Here is a 15,462-nt window from a genome sequence, read left to right on the forward strand (position 1 = left end):
GGAGTTGAGGTGGCGGAGGGAGACCGACGGGGCGGGTTATTTCTTGGCGGCGGCTTCCGAGTTGGTCTTGAGCGTGGCCAGGCCCTTCTCGAAGTCGCCGCCGACCATCTTGTCCATGTTCATGAACAGGCAGAACACCTTAGACCCATAGTTTTTCGTGCCGGACATGGTCCAGGTGACATTCGTGCCGGCGCCTTCCGGCCGGAAGGTGAATTCGGTCGGGCAAAGCCCGGGCATGGGCTTGAAGAACTCCAGCTTGATCCGGATCACCTCGGCGGGCCGGCTTTCAGCGATCGTCATCTTGCCGGCGCCCACGTCGCTGTTGCCTTCCCAGGCATACGCGGCTCCCACGCCGGCCGCCGGGCCTTCGAAGGTGCGCTTCATCGCCGGGTCCAGCTTCTCCCAGGGCGACCAGGCGGCCCAGCGGTGGAAATCATTGACCTCGGGAAAAATCACGGCGGCCGGCGCGGCGATGGTAACGCTCCGCGTGATGCGGAACTCGGCGGGCTGGAAAGCGGCGACAACGAGGATGACGGCGATGATCGCCACGAGGAGGAGCAGGATTTTCTTGATCATTGGGGGCGTGGGTTCGTGGATTGCTTTAAGCGGCCGTTACGAGGCTGACAAGCCGGTCCACACTTTCGCCCCAGCCTTGATGGAAACCCATCTTTTCATGCCTTTCGCGGTTCTCCACCGTCCAGTGCAGCGCCCGGGCGGTGTATTTCATTTTGCCGCCGGGCAATGCCTCGAAGGTCGTGATGGCGGTGAAGAAGGCGCCGGGGTTCGGCGCCCAACCGGAATCGAAGGCGTCGGTGAAGACGATGCGCTCGTTCGGCACAACCTCGAGGAAGACGCCGCGGGTCGGGTATTCGGTGCCGTCGGGCGCCCGCATGATCGTGCGAAAACTGCCGCCGGTGCGGAGCTCCATCACGCAGAAAGGCGTCGTCATGCCGTGCGGCCCCCACCACTGCGGGAGCTGCGTGGTCCATGCCTGGTACACGCGGGCCGGCGGAGCGGCGATGACACGGGACAGCGAGAGTTCGAGCCCGGAAACAGGCGGGACTGGGGCGGTGGTTTTCATGGCCGTTCGGCCGAATGGGTTTTCTCCGCTGTGCGGGTGGATGTCGCGCGTCGCCAGGCGCAGGCCAGCAGCAAGGCGCCGGCCACGAGACCGAGTGCGGCGGTGGCCACGGCAGCGCCATTCGACGGTGCCGCCGATCCGCCGCACAACTCCGGCACGACGGCGGCGAAACCGCCGGCCAGTGCGATGTAGCCGGCGACACAGAGCAGGCACTTCGGCAGCAGCAGGGCCGTGATGCCGGCGGCCAGCCAACGGGTCCGGTGGCGGAAGGGGGCAGTCTCAGCCGGCATATTCATCCGGGAAGGGGTTGAGGTCCGGCCGGGGCGGCAGACCCATGCCGGGGGTGCGCCCCTTGGGCTCCTCCCAGTCCTCCTGCCGGCCGAGCGCCGTCAGGTCGAGGAGGTAGTAGGATCCGCCGGTGGACTCGCCGCCGCGCGCGTAGGTGGAATACGTGTGGAAGACCTCGTCGCCCTGGCGCAGGAAGCAGCTCAGCCCGGGCAGGTCGAAGGGCTGTTCGCCCTGGAGGTAATACCCGGTGCCGGCCCTGGCATGCTCCTCCGGGCCGCGGTAATTATAAACCACGGGCGCGACCGAGGCGTCGATCGTGGTGTTGAAGTCGTAATTGAACGAGCTGCCGGAGGAGGAATACCAGGGCACCGTCCAGCCCATGCGCCGCTTGAAGGGCAGGATCTTCGCGAGGGGCGCACGGGAGACGAGGACGAGACTCGTGTTGCGCGCGCGCAGGACATTGAAGTGGCCGCGGGCGAGTTCGTCGACCCAGCCAGAGCAGCCCCGGCAGGGCTCGTCCAGTGGCTCCCCTTTCTCCCAGCGCCACATGAAGTGGTGGACGATTAGCTGGGGCCGGCCGGCAAAGAGGTCGGCCAGCGTCCGGGGACCTTCGGGACTGTCGAACCGGTAGGGCTGCTCGATGCGGACCATGGGCAGCTCGCGGCGCGCCGTGTTGAGGCGGTCGCGCATGCTGGTGAGTTCCTTTTCCCGGGCGAGCAGCTCGAGGCGGGCCTTGAGCCATTCGGAACGGGAGACGATCTTGGGTGGGTTGGGAGCGATGGTTGACATGGGGAAACGGTCAGGCTCGGTCGCCGCGCTCGCGGCCGCCGGCGGCGGGCTCGGTCGCCACGAGGGCGGTAAGCAGGGCGAGGATGAGGACGGCGGACAGCATGGAGCGGGTGTTCCTAGGCTCAACGAACGGCCCCGCCGGTTCCGGACAGCGGGGTTGAAGTTTTTCGCGCCGTAGGCTTGTTTGATGGTGCCTGCCCGGCAATCCGGGTTCGACCCAAGCCGGTCATTTCCGCACCGAGCGGTGAAAATCCACGACCAATCCCGCAATTTCCCCCGCCGTGTCCGGTGGGGCCGCCTTCGTTCGTTGTAGCAGTGACAGCCCACTTCAACCCGCCATCCCATGCCGACCAACCCGACGTCCCCACCCGCCCCCTACATGCTGTTCTTCCGGAATTCCGGCCCGGAAACCCACCAGCACCTCACGCCCGACCAGCGCCAGCAGCTGGTCACGCGCTGGAACGCCTGGTTCGAAGGGCTCGTCACCGAGGGCAAGGCCATCGAGGGCCAGCCGCTCGAACTGGAGACCCGCATTGTTTCCGGGCCCGGCGGCGGGCGCGTGATCGACGGCCCGTTCCCCGAGGCCAAGGAGGCCATCGGCGGCTACGTGAAACTGGTGGTAGGCAGCCTCGATGAGGCCACCGAAATCGCGCGGCGCCACCCTGGCCTGGCCTACGGCCTGATCATCGAGGTGCGGCAGGTGACACCCACCTGCCACCTCGGGGTGAACACTATGCCCGGCGACGCTCGGGAAGTGATGAGGCATCGATGATATTTCTGTAGGAGCCTGCTTGCAGGCGACCTTGGATTTCCACCGATGGCTTAAGCCCTGAATCGCCTGCAAGCAGGCTCCTACAATTTGAGAGACTCAGCCTGAACAGATGACTTCGGAACCCACCACCACCGCGCAGCTGGTCGAGCATTTCTTCCGGCATGAGACCGGCCGCCTGCACGGCGCGCTCCTCCGCCTGCTCGGCGTGCACAACCTGGCGCTGGCCGAGGACGTCGCGCAGGAAGCCATGCTGCGAGCCCTGCGCACCTGGTCGATGGGCGGCGTGCCGCCCAATCCCTCCGCCTGGATCACGCAGGTGGCCATGAACCTGGCCAAGGACCACCTGCGCCGCCAGCGCATGTCCGCCGCGAAGGAGCCGGCCATCATCACCCACCACGAGCAGACGATCGCCTCGCCGGCCATCGCCTGGGAGACGGCCCACGAGATCCGCGACGACGCACTGCGCCTGATGTTCGTTTGCTGCCATCCGTCGGTCGCCCCCGACGCGCAGGTCGTCCTCGCGCTCAAGGTGCTGTGCGGCTTCGGCACGTCGGAGATCGCGCGCGCCTTCCTCAGCAGCGAGGCGGCGATCGAAAAGCAGCTGACGCGCACGAAGCAGCGCATCCACGAGGCCGGCATCGGCTTCGAGATCCCCGAGGGCGAGGACCTCGCGCCCCGGCTCGACGGCGTGCTCGCCGCGCTCTACCTGCTGTTCAATGAGGGCTACAAGGCCTCGTCCGGCGACCGCCTGCTCCGCGAGGAACTGAGCCACGAGGCCATCCGCCTGGCCTCGCTGCTGCTCGCCCACCCGGCCGGCCGGACGCCCCGCGCCCACGCCCTGCTGGCGCTCATGCTGCTGACGGCGGCCCGCTTCCCCTCCCGGCTCGACGAGCACGGCGCCCTGCTCCGCCTGCACGACCAGGACCGTTCCAAGTGGGATCGCACGCTGATCGAGCAGGGCCTGCTGCACCTGGTCGCCGCCGCCGAGGGCGCGGAACTGAGCGAATACCACCTGCAGGCCGGCATCGCCGCCATCCACTGCACGGCGGCCGATTACGCCTCGACCGACTGGGCGCGCATCCTGCGGCATTACGACGAGCTTTACCGGCTCAAGGCCTCGCCGATCGTGGCGCTGAACCGCGCGGTGGTTGTCGCCCACCTGCAGGGGCCGCAGGCCGGGCTCGACGCGCTCGCGGCGATCACCGACCGCGACCGGCTCGAATCGCATTACCTGCTGCACGCCGTGGCCGGCGAACTCCACTGGCGCCTGAAGGACGAGCGGGCCGCCGCGGCGAGTTTCCGCCGGGCCCTCGCCCTCGCGCACGTCGGCCCCGAACAGGCCTACCTCGCCCGCATGCTGGAACGCTCGGCCGAGGACGACACTTCCCTTTCCGCCTGAAATCCCTCCTCACCCCATGGAATACTCCCTGTCTAGCAGTTCCGGCACTGAGCCTCAGCTCCCCGGTCCGGGATGGGCCTGGAAGAACTTCACAATCAGCTCGGGCGCGACGTCGCTCGGGTAACGGTGCCCCCCGGTGTGCAGGTAGACCGCCACGTCGTTGCCGCCGCTGGCAGGATACGCCGTGTAGCCCATCGCGTCGGGTTTTAATGGCCCGCAGCCGTCCAGCTTGAGCACGTAGTCGAGCATGCGCTGCTGCCAGGCGAACTTCACCAGTTCGTCCTGGGGACTGCCAATGTGCAGCACGGGCTTGGGCTTGAACTTCAGGAAGCCGCGCGCCAGCAGCGCGGATGACGGGGCTAGGGCCGCGAACACATCGCCCCGCTCCGCCCAGAGCAGGTAGGTGAAGCCGCCGCCGTTGGAATGACCCGTCGCGTAGATGCGCTTCGCGTCCACGCGGTAGCGCTGCTTCAGGTCGGCGAGCATGACATCGAAGAATTTCAGGTCGCGGTCACCCTGGGCGCCGGCCATGGCCTGCCAGCCTGCCTCGGTGCCGGCCCGGTCGGTCAGCCGGCCGGCGGTGGGCAGACCCTGCGGGTAAACCACGATCGCCTCCGGCCATTTCTCGTGAATGGGAAAGCTATGCGACGCCTGCGCCATCGAGCCGCCGTGGCCGTGGAACGCGAACACCAGCGGGGCGCCGTCGGCGGGGATCTTCGTGGGGATGGACAGGAGCGCCTCGCGGGTCACGCCGTCCACGATCCAGGTGTGGCGCTCGAGTTGGTTGGCGGCCGGCAGCCGGCCGGCGAGGAGAAGCAAAGCAAGGCCCAGGAACCGGAAACACATGATGAGATGACGAACCACCGCCGCGGTGGTTTCAAGGGTGGAACCCGGCCGTGGGAGGCAGGTGCGGTAAGGCGCGGACTCCGTTCCGCGCCGGAAAGGCGGCGAAGGGACTCGCCGCCCTACCTCACTTCTTCAGCCCGGCGCAGAACCGCCGCAGCCGCTCGATCCCCTTGCGAATGATCTCGTCGGAGGTGGCGTAGCTGAGCCGCAGGTAGCCCTCGGCGCCGAACGCCGAGCCGGGCACGGCCGCGACCTTCTCCTGCTCGAGCAGCTTGGCGCAGAACTCGGTGTCCTTGAGGCCGAAGCTCGAGATGTTGGGGAAAAGGTAGAACGCGCCGCCCGCCAGCAGGCAGGTGATGCCGGGGATCTTGTTCAGCTCGGCGTGGAGGTATTTCCGGCGGCGGTCGAAGGCGGTCTTCATCGCCTCGATGGCGGCGTCGGCCTTGGCCTTCTCCTTGAGCGCGGCGAGCGCGCCGTATTGGGCGAAGGTCGTGGCGTTGGAAGACATCTGGCTCTGCAGTTCGGAGCAGGCCTTGGCGATCGGTGCGGGCGCGACGAGCGTGCCCAGGCGCCAGCCGGTCATCGAATAGGTCTTGGAGAAACCGGCGACCGTGACGGTCCGCTTCTCGACCTCGGCGCCGAGCATGGCGAAGTTCACCGGCTGGTGGCCGTCGTAGATGAGGTGCTCATACATCTCGTCAGCCAGCACATAGAGGTTGTGCTGCACGCAGACGTCGGCGAGCGCCGCCAGTTCCGCGCGGTTGTAGATGGCGCCGGTGGGGTTCGAAGGCGAGTTGAGGATGAGCAGCTTGGTCTTCGGCGTGATCGCCGCCGCGAGCAGCGCCGGCGTGAGCTTGAAGCCGGCCCGGTCGTTGCAGAGCACGAATTTTGGCGTGGCGCCGGCGAGCTTCACCATCTCCGGGTAGCTGACCCAATACGGCGCGGGGATGATGGCCTCGTCGCCGGGGTTGCAGGTGGCCATGATGGCCAGGTAGCAGGAATATTTGCCGCCCGGCGAGACGACGACCTGCGACGGGGCGATCTTGTAGCCGTATTCGGCGGCGTAGCGGTCGGCGATGGCCTGGCGCAGCGGCTCGATGCCGGGCGTGGGCGCATACTTGGTCTTGCCGCCCTGCAGCGCGGCGATGGCGGCGTCCTTGATGAATTGCGGCGTGTCGAAATCGGGCTCGCCCGCGGCGAAGCTGCAGACGTCCTCGCCCGCCGCCAGCATGGCCTTGGCTTTCGCGTCGATCGCGAGAGTCGGCGACGGCGAGACATTGCGGGCCCAAACGGACAGCGGATGCGGAGTGCTCATTCGGGGTCTGGACTAAAGGCCCGGTGTTTCCGAACGCAAGCCAGCCGTTGCCGCGCGGGCTGTCATAGGCTCCCCCATGTAGGGTCGCCGCTAGCCGGCGGACCGGCTTGCGCGTAATTCGCGGCCCGGCGACTAGCACCGGCCCTGCACAATCTTACCGCTTCTTCTTTCGCCTCTTTCGCGGCTTCGGTTTCACGACCGGTTCGGCCGGCACCGGCAGGGCCTCCAGCTCCGGCAGGTAGGCCTCCACCGCGGCGCGGACCAGGTGGCCGACGCTGGTGTGCTTGCTGCGGGCCGTCTTCTTCAGCTGCCGCCGGATCTCGCCCGGCAGCCGCACGGAGATCTGCAGTTGCACCGGGTGCATGACCAGCACGTCGGTGAAATCGTAGCGGTCCAGCGCGGTGCGGATGATGTCGCTGACGGACTTCGCCTTGCCGTCGCGCACGGGCTCGCTCAGGCGGTCGAGGAACTCCACCTCCATCTGGATCGGGAAAGGCTTGGACGCTTTGCTGGCCATGCTGGTGTCGTAAGGGTGGGTGGTGGGTCAGTTTGGTTTCTTCGGTGTTGTAGGTCGGGGTTTATCCCCGACAGGTCGCGTGGTATGTCGGGCATAAAGCCCGACCTACATCAACTGACCCACTACCTAAGGGTGGAACGGCTTGACCTCAAGACGTTGTCGCAGGCGGGGTCGCCCGCGCTCCAAGTGGCGCCACGGCGACCTCGCCGTGGGGATCGATCAGCGCGTTGGGGGCAACGCGCTCCATCTCAAAGTTCCTGGATGCTGGCGCGCGGCACCGCGGGGGGCGGTTCCGCCAGCTGCGCCGGCGCGAACGTGCCCGCCGGCAGCGTCAGGTTCAGGGCCGCGGCCTTGAAGGTGAGGCGGGTCTTGTCGCGGGTGCCGAGGTTGCGCAGGTCGATGGATTTCACCAGCCACTGCCCGTCCACCTTCTTCAGGTCGAGCAACGTGACGGTTTTGGCGGGCTTGCCGTCCGGACCGAGCTGCTCGACCTGCACCAGCGCCTGGAACTGGGTGTCGAGGAACACCCGCACGCCGCTGAGATCGGGCCGGGCCTGGGCGAAGTCGGCCGGCGGATAGAGCACGAACTGGTGTGCCGGGCGCCCGCGCACCTTGGCGAGGCCCTCGTAGACAAAATCGCTCCAGTGCAGGAAGGGCATCTGCAGGTCGAACAGCGTGAAGTCGGTGCCCGCGACCGGCTGCAGCGTCTCCACGATGGTGGTCTCGTGCACGGTCCCCTTGTCCGGCTGGGTCCACGCCGCCGGTTTCGCCCCGGACTGAATGAGCCAGCGGGCGCTTCCGACGGTGAGGCGGGTCAGGGGTCCCGCTTCGGCCGGCGTGCCGAACAGCTCGCCCTCGAGGAGGCGCTCGACGCCCTGCCGCGGCATCACGCGCAGTTCGAAGGACAGCCAGTAGGTGCCGGTGATACCGGTCTCGCGGAATTCGCCGAGGATGCGCGCGCCCTCGGTCTGGTCGGCCTTACCGCCGGCGACGTAGTTGGGCGCCGGGCGGAAGCGGGTGCCTTGTGCGGTCAGCCCCGGCACCGCCGCCAGCACGAGCGCAAACAAGAAAGCCCGGCGGGGGGCCGGGCTTGAAAGGTCAGGGCTTCTTGGGCTCAACCGGCGCAGGGGTTGCGGGTTTCGGCGCCGGCATCGGCGCGGCGGGAGCGGTGCTCGCGGGCGCCACGATCGTGGGCAGCCGGTTGTCGCCGTCGTCCCGGTGCTTGGACTGGTAGATGTGGGCCAGGTAAAGGACGAAGCTGATCACGAAGAAAACGATGGCGCCCTTGATGGTCGCGCCGCTGAGGACGTTGTTGGTGTCCGCGCCAAAGGTCGACTCCATGGCGCCGCCGCCCATGGCCGAGCCCATGCCGCCGTCGGTCTTGGCGCGCTGCATGAGGACCAGGAACACCAGGACGAGCGAAGTGATGATCAGGACGAAAGTTAGGATACCGATAACGAGACTCATAAAGGGTGCAGAAGAAGCGTATTCGGACCGGCTTTGTCAACCAAAGTTCTGGCGCGGGTAGTGTCCTGCTCTCGGTAGGGCGGTGAGTCCCTTCACCGCCGTTCATGCCCGGCGCGGAGCGGAGTCCGCGCCCTACCCCAAGGCAAACCGTAGCTGGCATTTGCACCAGTGGGAACCGTGGTTACGGTGGGCCGGTCAGTCCCAGCCTCCGACCCCTGCCCCGTATGAAATCCTACCTGTCCTTCCTGCGTTTCCCGGTGGCGTTCGCCGCCTTGGCCATCTTGGCCGCCCTCGCCCCGGCCGCTGACACCAAGTCAGCCGCGGCCAAACCGGCCGGCCTGCAGGTCTTCGTGAACGTGCCGCCCACCTGGCGGCCGTTTCTGGACGATGATATCGCCGAGGCCCTGTTCTACCGCCTGAAAGACGTCTTCCGGCAGCGCGGCTACAAGGGCGAAATGGTGCAGCTCACCGCCTTCGATGCCGGGGCCAAGGATGTGCCCGGCCTGCAGCTCAACCTGACAGAGTGGCGCGTGGACCGCATGGGCAACGCCCAGTGCACCCTTACTGCCACTCTCAAGACCGCCGCCGGCGAGAAGGGCCTCGGGCTGGCCACCGGCACCGCGATGCTTTGGGTCCACGGGAACCGATGGGGCTTCGGCCGCCAGCTGGAGACGGCGGATGCGCTCGAGAACGCCGCGGACAGTGCGCTGCGCGAACTCTACGACGCCGTCGCCAAGACCGGCCTGGTCGCCGGCCTCCCGGCGAAGAAATGATGAGGCAATTCGGTAGGGGCGGTTGCCCTCAACCGCCCTTGCCCGAGGACCGTTGAGGGCAACGGCCCCTACCCCCCGCACAGAGCGCGAGACGCCCTACAGCGTCACGCCCAGCTTCTCGAGCACGCGCGCGAGATCCTCGTTGCCCTGATACTCGATGATGATGCGGCCGCGCTTCGGCGAGTGCTTGAGCGTGGTCCGCGCCCCGAGATGCGAGGTCAGCCGCTTCTCGATGTCGCCGAGCGCGGTGGCGGTCGCGCCGGGCATGCGGCGCTTTTTGCCGGGACCGCCGGACTTGTGGCGCAGCAGTTCCTCGAGCGCGCGGACGCTCAGGCCCTGCTCGAGCGCGCGCCGCGCAAGCAGCAGGCGCTCGGCCGAACCCTCGACGCCGAGCAGCACCTTGGCGTGGCCGACGCTGAGGAGACCCTTGCCGACGTAGCCCTGCAGCTCCGGCTCGAGGCCGAGCAGGCGCAGGGAGTTGGCGACGGTGGCGCGGCCCTTGCCGACGCGCTGGGCGGCGGCGTCCTGGGTGAGGTCGAAATCGCGGATGAGGCTGGCATAGCCGTGCGCCTCCTCGAGCGGGTTCAGGTCGGCGCGTTGCAGGTTCTCGATCAGGGCCAGCGAGGCGGAGGAGGCGTCGCTCGACGTCATCACGCGGGCCGGGATGCTCTTGATCCTGAGCTGCTGGAAGGCGCGCCAGCGGCGCTCGCCGGCGATGAGCTGGAACTTGTCGCCCACGGCGCGCACGACGATCGGCTGCAGCAGGCCCTCGGCCCGGATGCTCTCCACGAGCTCGGCCAGCGCCTCGTCGGCGAATTCCTTGCGCGGCTGGTAGGGATTGGGCTCGACCAGGTGCACGGCGACCTCGCGATAACCCGGCAGGCCGTCGGAGGCCGGGGCCGGCGACACCGCGGGGGCTGCGGCCGTCGGGACGGCCGGGGCGGTCTTGGGCAGCGTGGTGCCGCTGGTGATGAGGGCGCCGAGCCCGCGGCCGAGTCGTGATTTCGGGGGAGCCATGATTATTTGCCCTGCGGGATGAAAAGGGTCTGGCCGACGCGGATCTTGGTGTCGTCGGAAATCTTGTTGGCGTTGCGGATGTCCGCCAGCTTGCCTCCGGTCTTCTTCGCGATGCCGGAAAGGGTATCGCCGCTCACCACGGTGTAGTTGGTGCCCTCCTTGGGGAAATCCTCGCTGAACGTCGTCTGCACGACCGGCCGCGTGGCCTGGTTCTTCGCCAGCGCGTCGAGCGCGGCGTTGGTTTGCTTGCCGAGGCGCTCGATCTGGCCGGCGACCTGCTGCAGCACCTCGCGCTTCTGGTCCGCGAGCGCCGCCTGCAGGGCGCGGTTGGTTTCGGCGACGGACTTGTTGAGCTGCTCGATGGTGACGTAGCTCTGGCTGGCCTTGGCCTGCAGGGCGGCGTTCTCCCGGGTGAGCTGCTCGATCGCCATGGTGAGCTCGCCCACGCGCTGGTTCAGCAGGGCGACGTCCTGCCGCAGGTTGGCCACTTCGATCCGGGTGCCGTCGACCTGGCCGTGTGCGAAACCGAGGAGGGAGAGCGACAGGGCGCCGTAGCGCAGGAAATGGCGGGTCATGGCACTGAGGCTGGGAAATTCGCCGGATAAAAACAAGCCTTAGACTCTAAGGGGCGAGGCGGAGCGCGTTGCCCTCAACGCGCTGGTTTGCGAGCGAACGTCCTGAAGCGCAGGGGTCAGCGCGCTCCACCACTGGGCCGCGGGAATGGGACGGAGCCAACCAGCGGCGGCATCGGGTGCGACGGCAGGCGGGTGCCTGGCACCACCGGCCAACCGCGCAGGAATTCCGCCGCCGGCAGCATCTTTCCGCCCGGACGCTGCAGTTTGCGCAGGCGCAGAATCCCCTGCCCGGTGCCGACCAGCAGGCCGTCGGCATCGGCGCCGCTGACCTCACCGGCCGATCCCGTGCCCGGCAGGGCATCGGCCAGGCCGAGCTTCACCACCTGGCCGTTGATTTCCACGGTGCAACCGGGCCAGGGCATCAGGCCATTGATCCGGGCCGCCAACGCTGCGGCTGGCTGGGTGAAATCGAGCACACCGTCGGTCTTCTCAAGCTTGCGGCAGAAAGTCACCTTGATCTCATCCTGGGCGGTGAAGGACTGCGCGCCTGCGGCAATCCTGGGCAGGCAGCGTGCGAGTAGCGGCACGCACGCCAGCGCGAGTTTGGTCTCAACCTCGGCCGCAGTGTCGAGCGGCGCGATGGCCACGCGCTCCACGTCCGTCACCGGGCCGGCGTCGAGCGCCAGCACCATCCGCATCAGCGTGACGCCGGTTTCCTTGTCACCGCTGGCGGTGGCTGTCTGGATCGGCGAGGCGCCGCGGTATTGCGGCAGGATCGAGGTGTGCAGGTTCAGTGTGCCGAGACGCGGCGTGTCGATCACACCTTGCTTCAGGATGTGGCCATAAGCCATGACGAGCGCGAGGTCAGGCTTCAACTCCGCGAGTTGCCGGCACTCGGCGTCGCCGAATTTCTCCGGCTGCAGCACCGGCAGGTTGCGCGCCTGCGCCCAGAGTTTGATTTCGCCGGGCTGGATCTTCTGGCCGCGCCCGGCGGCGCGATCGGGTTGGGTGAAGACGGCGACTACCTGGCCGACCTTGCTCCCCTCGCCCGCCAGCCAGTCCAGCGCGGGTCGCGCGATCGCATCCGAGCCCATGAAGACGATCCTAAGCATGGTTCAATTCCGATTGGGTTATTTCTTCTGTCGCGGCGGTCTGTGACCGCCGTTCACGCCCTCCGGCGGTCACAGACCGCCGCTACAGGATTGCCGCCTTGCGCCATAAGTTTGTTTCAATCGTCGAGCAATGAGGAGTTGATGTCCTCGCCCGCTTCCGCGGCGGCGAGATTCTGGCGCTGGCCCTTGGCGGCGAGGCGGTCGGCGACGGACTGTTTCTTCTTGCCGATGAGGTCGAAGTGGATCGGGCAGCCGTCGAGGTCGAATTCCTTGACGAGACAGGACTCGAGGTAGCGCCGGTAGGACTCGGTCAGGCTGCGCTCCTGGTTGCAGAAAATCTTGATGCGAAACGGCCGCGTGCCGGTCTGCGTGGCGTAGTAGATGCGGAAGCGGACGCCGAACGTGGAGTGCGGCGGCGTGCGGTCGGCCAGCTGGATGATGGCGGCGTTGAGCTTGGCGGTCGGGATCTTCGTATCGAGGCGCTTGTTGAGGGCGCGGGCCGACTTCAGCATCCGGGTGATCTCGTGGCCGGTGAGGGCCGAGACGAACATCACCGGCGCGCCGGGCGTGAAGAACAGTTTCTGGAACAGCGTCTTCTCGTAGTCCTCGCGGTATTCGCGCTCGGTGGCGAACTTCTCGACGAGGCGCTTCTGGAACTGCTCGTGCACGAGGTCCCACTTGTTGACGACGATGACGATCGGCTTGGCGGCCTTGATGATCTCGCCGGCGATGGCCTGGTCCTGCTGCGTGATGCCGTCCACGGCGTCGACCACCATGAAAACGACGTGGGCGTGGTGGATGGCCTCGAGCGAGCGCAGGCGGGAGAAATACTCGACGGACGACGCAAGCTTGGTCGCCGGGCGGATGCCCGCGGTGTCGATCAGGCGGAACGGCCATGATTTTCCCTCGCGGCTCTTGTATTCGAAATCGAGCTCCACCGCGTCGCGCGTCGTGCCGGGCTGGTCGCTGACGATGAGCCGGTCGCTGTTGAGCAGGCGGTTGCTGAGGGAGGACTTGCCGACGTTGGGCCGGCCGACAAACACGATGCTGAGCCGCTCCTTGTCGAGTTCGGTCTCCTCCGCCACCGGCCCGAGCTTGGCCAAGATGGCCACGCGCAGCTCGGCCTCGCCGACGCCGTGCTCGGCGGAAATGTAGAACGGCTCGCCGAAGCCCAACCGGTGAAACTCGGAGATGTCCTTGATCTTCTCCTGGCCGCTGTCGGCCTTGTTGGCGACCAGCAGGACCTGCTTCCGGCTCTTGCGGAGCAGCTGCGCGATGCGCTCGTCCAGGGCGGTGACGCCCTCACGGGCGTCGATCGTGAAGAGAATGACGGTCGCGGCCGCGATGGCGAAATGCACCTGCTCCTCGGAGGCCTTCGTGATGCGGGCCGGGGTGTCGCTGCCGGTCAGGCCCAGGCCGCCGGTGTCGAGCAAGGTGTAACCGCCCTCCTTCACCTCCGCCGTCACGACGTCCCGGGTGACCCCCGGCATGTCGTGGACGATGGAGATGCGCTTCTTGGCCAGCCGGTTGAACAGGCGGCTTTTGCCCACGTTGGGGCGGCCTACGATGGCGACGGTGCGGGACATAGCGCTAAGGTCTAAGGGAGAAGCCCGACTGGCCAGCAAGAAGATTCCTAACGGCATAGGTGGAACCCGGCCTCCGGACGGGTTTTCCGGGACGATCGCGGCCCAACCCGCCCGGAGGTCGGGTTCCACCTTAAGGCGCCCTCAAGATTAGTGTTTATTCGGGCCCATTAGTGGTTTCAGTTCCGGGTTCCATGTTCGAAAGCCTGACCGATAAACTGACCGGCGCCCTGCGCAACCTGCGCGGAGTCGGCTCCTTGTCCGAGGCCAACATGGCGGACGCCCTCAAGGAAGTGCGCGCCGCCCTGCTGGCCGCCGACGTGCATTTCAAGGTCGCCCGCGAGTTCATCGACCGGGTGCAGGCCGAGTGCACCGGCCAGCAGGTCCTCAAGTCCGTCACGCCCGGCCAGCAGGTCGTCAAGATCATCCACGACGAGCTGGTGAAGCTCCTCGGCGAGGGCGCAACCGAGCTCGCCGCGAAGCGTCCGCTCAAGGTTCTCCTGGTCGGCCTCCACGGTTCCGGCAAGACGACCTCGACCGCCAAGCTCGGCAAGTTGCTCAAGAAAAAGGGCGCCCGGCCGTTTGTCGTCGCGTGCGACGTCTATCGCCCGGCCGCCATCGACCAGCTCGAGATCCTCGCGAAGCAGGAGGAGCTCGGCTTCTACGCTGACCGCAATTCCAAGGACGTGCCCGCCATCGGCGCCGCCGGGCTCGAGACCGCGCTCGCGGCGAACGCCGACGTCATCCTCTTCGATACCGCCGGCCGCCTGCAGATCGACACCACCCTGATCGAGGAGGTCAAAAAGCTCCACGCGAAGATCCAGCCCGACGAAGTGCTGCTCGTGGCCGACGGCGCGCTCGGCCAGGAGGCCGTCAATGTCGCCAAGGCCTTCCACGACGCCCTCGGCCTGACCGGCCTCATCCTCACCAAGCTCGATGGCGACGCCCGCGGCGGCGCGGCGCTGTCCATCAAGGCGGTCACCGGCGTGCCCATCAAGTTCATCGGCACCGGCGAGAAGACGGCCGACTTCGAGCCGTTTTATCCGGAGCGCCTCGCCTCCCGCATCCTCGGCATGGGCGACGTCGTGTCGCTCGTCGAGAAGGCGCAGGAGCACATTGATGAAAAGGAGGCCGAGCGCATGGCGGAGAAGATGCGCAAGGCGGACTTCAACCTGGAGGACTTCCTCGCGCAGATGCAGCAGGTGAAGAAGATGGGTTCGATGCAGTCGCTCATGGGCATGATGCCCGGCATGAGCGGCGTGCAGCTCCCCGACGACGCCGAGCGACAGATGAAGCGCACCGAGGCGATCATCCAGTCGATGACGATCCAGGAGCGCCGCAAGCCCGGCCTGCTCAACGGCAGCCGGCGCATGCGCATCGCGGCGGGCGCCGGCGTGAAGGTGCTCGAGGTCAACCAGCTCATCAAGCAGTTCGAGCAGATGCAGAAGCTCATGAAGATGATGAAGGGCGGGAACCAGAAGAAGCTCATGCGCCAGATGGAACAGATGAAGGGCGGCCGCGGCGGGATGCCGTTTTAAGCGATAAGGGGTAAGCTTTAAGCCGTAAGCCCAAGACATCTAAACATGGAGGCGGGACTATCCGTCCCGCGAAGCCAGAGAATGAAACGCTTCCTTCACCTGCTGATCGCCCTCGCCGCCTTCGTTGGCGGGTTGTGGTTTTTCTATGCGGGTTACGAACACAGTGTTTCCCTGGCGGGGAAAACGGAGACCGGTCTCACCTACCTGAAGACCGGCTTCGACGGAAAGACCCGGGTGCTGACCGAACACCAGGACTATGCCGTTGGGCTGGCCCTGATCATCGGCAGCTCCTGGTGGATGCTGCACGGGCACAAGCCAGCCAGGGGTAAACGCTCGCGCCGGCGTTAGCTCCTTCCTGTCGTTCCGGCTCTTGGAGGGCCCAGCTCCCGC

18 protein-coding genes are annotated in these 15,462 nt (G+C 67.0%); 5 read left to right on the forward strand and 13 right to left on the reverse strand.

Translation table 11 applies throughout. From position 1 onward, the window contains the following. Window positions 1-36: 36 nt before the first annotated feature. The 4 genes from BLU29_RS16585 to BLU29_RS16600 are packed head-to-tail and all read right to left on the reverse strand — an operon-like array spanning window position 37 to window position 2,158. Complete coding sequence (locus tag BLU29_RS16585) at window positions 37-576, reverse strand: SRPBCC family protein (protein WP_091060287.1); 540 nt, start codon at window positions 574-576, stop codon at window positions 37-39. Window positions 577-601: 25 nt separating this feature from the next. After that, a complete protein-coding gene (locus tag BLU29_RS16590; protein WP_091060290.1) occupies window positions 602-1,081 on the reverse strand; it encodes an SRPBCC family protein in 480 nt (159 codons plus the stop codon). Next, entirely contained in the window at window positions 1,078-1,377 is a 300-nt protein-coding gene (locus tag BLU29_RS16595) for a hypothetical protein (protein ID WP_157693953.1), read from the reverse strand. The genes BLU29_RS16590 and BLU29_RS16595 overlap by 4 nt, the downstream gene beginning before the upstream one ends. Continuing rightward, on the reverse strand, window positions 1,361-2,158 hold the full coding sequence (locus tag BLU29_RS16600; protein ID WP_091060294.1) for a DUF899 domain-containing protein: 798 nt from the start codon (window positions 2,156-2,158) through the stop codon (window positions 1,361-1,363). The genes BLU29_RS16595 and BLU29_RS16600 overlap by 17 nt, the downstream gene beginning before the upstream one ends. Window positions 2,159-2,501: 343 nt before the next feature. Between BLU29_RS16600 and BLU29_RS16605 the strand changes: the two genes are divergently transcribed. Together BLU29_RS16605 and BLU29_RS16610 are read left to right on the forward strand one after the other, a co-directional pair. Beyond that, window positions 2,502-2,930, forward strand: a complete 429-nt coding sequence (locus BLU29_RS16605; protein ID WP_091060295.1) for a YciI family protein — start codon at window positions 2,502-2,504, stop codon at window positions 2,928-2,930. Window positions 2,931-3,039: 109 nt separating this feature from the next. Continuing rightward, the gene (locus tag BLU29_RS16610; RefSeq protein WP_091060298.1) at window positions 3,040-4,329 is read left to right on the forward strand and encodes a sigma-70 family RNA polymerase sigma factor; all 1,290 of its coding nucleotides are present in this window, start codon (window positions 3,040-3,042) and stop codon (window positions 4,327-4,329) included. 54 nt (window positions 4,330-4,383) lie between these two features. Here BLU29_RS16610 and BLU29_RS16615 read toward each other — a convergent pair whose 3' ends face one another. From BLU29_RS16615 to secG, 5 genes are all read right to left on the reverse strand, one after another. Next, a complete protein-coding gene (locus tag BLU29_RS16615) occupies window positions 4,384-5,175 on the reverse strand; it encodes a prolyl oligopeptidase family serine peptidase (RefSeq protein WP_197677738.1) in 792 nt (263 codons plus the stop codon). 124 nt (window positions 5,176-5,299) lie between these two features. Then, the gene (locus tag BLU29_RS16620) at window positions 5,300-6,490 is read right to left on the reverse strand and encodes a pyridoxal phosphate-dependent aminotransferase (RefSeq protein ID WP_091060302.1); all 1,191 of its coding nucleotides are present in this window, start codon (window positions 6,488-6,490) and stop codon (window positions 5,300-5,302) included. A 154-nt stretch (window positions 6,491-6,644) separates the two neighbouring features. Continuing rightward, complete coding sequence (locus BLU29_RS16625; RefSeq protein WP_091060304.1) at window positions 6,645-7,007, reverse strand: hypothetical protein; 363 nt, start codon at window positions 7,005-7,007, stop codon at window positions 6,645-6,647. A gap of 248 nt (window positions 7,008-7,255) precedes the next feature. Continuing rightward, complete coding sequence (locus tag BLU29_RS16630; protein WP_091060306.1) at window positions 7,256-8,074, reverse strand: outer membrane lipoprotein-sorting protein; 819 nt, start codon at window positions 8,072-8,074, stop codon at window positions 7,256-7,258. Window positions 8,075-8,105: 31 nt separating this feature from the next. Next, the gene (gene secG / locus BLU29_RS16635; protein ID WP_091060309.1) at window positions 8,106-8,474 is read right to left on the reverse strand and encodes a preprotein translocase subunit SecG; all 369 of its coding nucleotides are present in this window, start codon (window positions 8,472-8,474) and stop codon (window positions 8,106-8,108) included. 224 nt (window positions 8,475-8,698) lie between these two features. Here secG and BLU29_RS16640 point away from each other — a divergent pair, with 224 nt between their 5' ends. Then, window positions 8,699-9,247, forward strand: coding sequence for a hypothetical protein (locus BLU29_RS16640; protein ID WP_091060310.1), 549 nt, complete (start codon window positions 8,699-8,701; stop codon window positions 9,245-9,247). A gap of 96 nt (window positions 9,248-9,343) precedes the next feature. Here the strand turns inward: BLU29_RS16640 and BLU29_RS16645 are convergent, their stop codons facing one another. The 4 genes from BLU29_RS16645 to der form a co-directional block, all read right to left on the reverse strand. Continuing rightward, entirely contained in the window at window positions 9,344-10,264 is a 921-nt protein-coding gene (locus BLU29_RS16645; protein WP_091060313.1) for a ParB/RepB/Spo0J family partition protein, read from the reverse strand. A 2-nt stretch (window positions 10,265-10,266) separates the two neighbouring features. Beyond that, a complete protein-coding gene (locus BLU29_RS16650) occupies window positions 10,267-10,839 on the reverse strand; it encodes a LysM peptidoglycan-binding domain-containing protein (protein WP_091061243.1) in 573 nt (190 codons plus the stop codon). Window positions 10,840-10,955: 116 nt separating this feature from the next. After that, complete coding sequence (gene fmt / locus BLU29_RS16655; protein ID WP_231962259.1) at window positions 10,956-11,951, reverse strand: methionyl-tRNA formyltransferase; 996 nt, start codon at window positions 11,949-11,951, stop codon at window positions 10,956-10,958. 116 nt (window positions 11,952-12,067) lie between these two features. Continuing rightward, on the reverse strand, window positions 12,068-13,537 hold the full coding sequence (der, locus tag BLU29_RS16660; RefSeq protein ID WP_091060317.1) for a ribosome biogenesis GTPase Der: 1,470 nt from the start codon (window positions 13,535-13,537) through the stop codon (window positions 12,068-12,070). 191 nt (window positions 13,538-13,728) lie between these two features. Between der and ffh the strand changes: the two genes are divergently transcribed. After that, window positions 13,729-15,072: a signal recognition particle protein gene (ffh, locus tag BLU29_RS16665; RefSeq protein ID WP_091060319.1), complete on the forward strand. Its 1,344-nt coding sequence runs from the start codon at window positions 13,729-13,731 to the stop codon at window positions 15,070-15,072. An 81-nt stretch (window positions 15,073-15,153) separates the two neighbouring features. Continuing rightward, a complete protein-coding gene (locus BLU29_RS16670; protein WP_091060321.1) occupies window positions 15,154-15,420 on the forward strand; it encodes a hypothetical protein in 267 nt (88 codons plus the stop codon). Window positions 15,421-15,462: the final 42 nt, after the last annotated feature.

This window comes from Opitutus sp. GAS368 (assembly GCF_900104925.1).
Classification (GTDB): domain Bacteria; phylum Verrucomicrobiota; class Verrucomicrobiia; order Opitutales; family Opitutaceae; genus Lacunisphaera.